This is a genomic window from Campylobacter concisus, from assembly GCF_002912425.1.
Classification (GTDB): Bacteria; Campylobacterota; Campylobacteria; order Campylobacterales; family Campylobacteraceae; genus Campylobacter_A; species Campylobacter_A concisus_AH.
Genome location: NZ_POYR01000121.1, coordinates 1 through 2099 on the forward strand (window position 1 = coordinate 1; position 2099 = coordinate 2099).

The 2099-nt window shown below is 30.2% G+C and carries 4 protein-coding genes; all 4 read right to left on the reverse strand.

From position 1 onward, the window contains the following. Positions 1 to 38: 38 nt before the first annotated feature. Positions 39 to 227 carry a hypothetical protein gene (locus CYP84_RS06875; RefSeq protein ID WP_103637061.1) on the reverse strand — a complete coding sequence of 63 codons (189 nt, stop codon included), beginning with the start codon at positions 225 to 227 and terminating at the stop codon, positions 39 to 41. Positions 228 to 231: 4 nt separating this feature from the next. Then, entirely contained in the window at positions 232 to 912 is a 681-nt protein-coding gene (locus CYP84_RS06880; RefSeq protein ID WP_103637062.1) for a hypothetical protein, read from the reverse strand. Between the two features lie 29 nt (positions 913 to 941). Then, complete coding sequence (locus CYP84_RS06885) at positions 942 to 1367, reverse strand: hypothetical protein (RefSeq protein WP_103637063.1); 426 nt, start codon at positions 1365 to 1367, stop codon at positions 942 to 944. Positions 1368 to 1724: 357 nt separating this feature from the next. Further along, the coding region (locus CYP84_RS10905) for a hypothetical protein (protein ID WP_219809675.1) at positions 1725 to 2099 on the reverse strand (375 nt) is incomplete at its 5' end.

Genomic DNA, 2099 nt, shown 5'->3' on the forward strand with positions numbered 1-2099 from the left:
GTCTAATATCTATGTTTTGAAAATTTTTGTATGTAAAATCACTTTTTTTTAATTCCATTTCTTACTATATATATAGTATTAATAATTATAAAAACAGCAACTAATGCATCTATGTAGTATACTTCTCCAAAAAAGTATTTTAATACACGCAAAAAGCCATTTAAAATAAGACCAAAAATAATACCCCAAAAAAGTAAAGTATAATATTCTTTAAAAAACTTTTTCATAAATTTACTTTTTATTGTTGATATTATCAAATTGTACTTGCGCCACACCAAATATTATATTGGTCAAATTTTCAAAAGATGCCTTATAGTTGCCAGGTATTTTTTCTCCTATTTTTCCTATGTGACTTGCTCCATAACCTATAAGTCCGCCAACTCCAGCCTTTATAAGAATTCTATCTTTATCCACATCTTTTGATCTATCTTTAAGCTGAGAGTATAGCTCAGTAGATGAGTTAACAAAAGCGCCTCTGCTTACTACTGATAATAAATTATTAGCAGCTCCGCCATAAGCACCGCCTAGTGCATTTATTATTATTTCGGTGTAGTCAAGATTTTTAAAGCTATAGCCATTGTTTATATATTGCAATCCAAGATCTATGCCTCCACCTATAGTGGTACCTGCTACTATACCTGGGGTTTTTGAGATATCATAGAATTTATTATCCTTTTCTGGAGCTTCTGGTGCAGCTAACTTTGGCTTACGAACTGTTATAAAATAACCTTCATCGTTGGTGGTTTTAAAATTTCCAGTGCCTTTTTTATTTATTACTTGTTCATATATCACTTTATTTCCTGTTAGATCAAAATTGCGAGCTACATACTCTTTGCCATTGTGCCTTAGTATACCATCACTACCTAATGTTCCACCTTTTGGGGTGTTGGCTGCTATTGTTTGTTTACTCACATGATCATTCCTATTTTTAGAACTATTTTTTAATTTTCACTGCGTCTTTTTGAGCGAGGCATTCTAAAAAATTTTGGTTTGGCTTCTATAGCATTGTTTTGTGGTTTTACCAAATGCCTAATTGTCCCAAAAATAGTATAAAAGCAAACCACAACAACAAGAAAAGGTGAGAAATTCGCCATAAGAGATAAAATGCCCTCTACTCTAGTGGCGCTAAAATATAGCCTATAAAACAAAAAAGTGATCAAGAATATAACCACCAAGTCAAGCAAGATATATAAAATAGACTGGATATTGCCCCTTGTATTAAATTTGAAATAATATAAACTTGAAATGACATCCTCTATCAGCATCTTTAAAAATAGTAATCCTACAGTGTCAAATACCAGCCAATACAGCCATGGAGCGTTTGGCATAAAACCAATGTCAATTATTCTGCTAATAAAACCACTCATACGAAACTGCCCGTTAAGATATCCTATAAAACACCATTACCAAATTTATTAGATATTATTTATATTCAAAAATCAACTTGTTTAACTTTACGAAAAATAGCACAAATAACATAGCAAATATCAACTATAAGCTGAAGACATAAACAAGCATATGCGATATAGAGTAAATTTCTATCACCTAGGCCATATGCTACAATTTTAGGAATTTTTATAAAATTTGTTAGGATGATCATTATAGCACCAAGAAAAACGAAAAAATACCTAAAAATAAACTTTCGTCCCTTGTTTTTAGACTCTTTTAGCCAAAAAATCAAAAATACAAAACTTACTATAGATCCACAAATTAGACCAATATTATTAAAAGCCAACGTTATCTCCCATCAAAAAAACAGTAACTATCAAAAATATATCCAAAAATAGTTGATAATAGCCAGAAAAGTGCTTAGGGTTATTTTGCCAATCTATCAATATAATGGCTGGCCAGATCATATTCATAAAAAGAACAACTATCATGGCCACTAATATTCCTCTGCTTATTTCAATCCAATTGATGTGATAATAGACAATATAGCAAGCAAAATAAACAAGTATGGCATAACCTATAAAAATATACAATCCAGATAAAAATCTCAGAAATTTATATATGAAATTTAGCATAACTCGCTTACTTATATATAGCATTAAATAAAGCACTAAATTTGATATTAAAAAAATAGATATTAAGTCCACTTG

Bases quoted from the DNA above. Each gene is read 5' to 3' on its own strand.
- CYP84_RS06875 (WP_103637061.1), bottom strand. From the start codon at position 227: ATGAAAAAGTTTTTTAAAGAATATTATACTTTACTTTTTTGGGGTATT.
- CYP84_RS06885 (WP_103637063.1), bottom strand. From the start codon at position 1,367: ATGAGTGGTTTTATTAGCAGAATAATTGACATTGGTTTTATGCCAAAC.